The organism is Curtobacterium sp. 9128, from assembly GCF_007673775.1.
Classification (GTDB): Bacteria; Actinomycetota; Actinomycetes; order Actinomycetales; family Microbacteriaceae; genus Curtobacterium.
On the sequence record NZ_VEAF01000023.1, the window covers coordinates 1 to 271 of the forward strand.

Annotated in this window: 1 protein-coding gene; it reads left to right on the forward strand. The window is 67.9% G+C overall.

The genetic code is table 11. The features are described 5' to 3' along the window. Window positions 1–271 (forward strand): hypothetical protein (locus FS641_RS18620; RefSeq protein ID WP_186317843.1); only part of this gene is annotated, 271 nt, incomplete at both ends.

The window sequence follows — 271 nt, forward strand, 5'->3', positions numbered from 1 at the left end:
AGCGTGCTGGTCGCGATGGGCTTCTCGGGGGGGGAGATGATCTGCGGCGGCTTCTTGGGGAGGATGATGGGGATGTTCGTGGTGAAGTTGGTGGTGTTGATGGTGGTGGTGGTGGTGGTGAAGGAGGGGGAGTGGGTGAAGAGGGGGGTGGTGGGGATGGGGAGGGTGGGGGAGGGGTGGTTGGGGGGGAGGAGGAGGGGGGTGAGTGGTGAGAAGGTGGTGGAGGTGGTGGGGGAGGGGGTGGGGGGGGTGGTGGTGGGGGGGGGGTTGG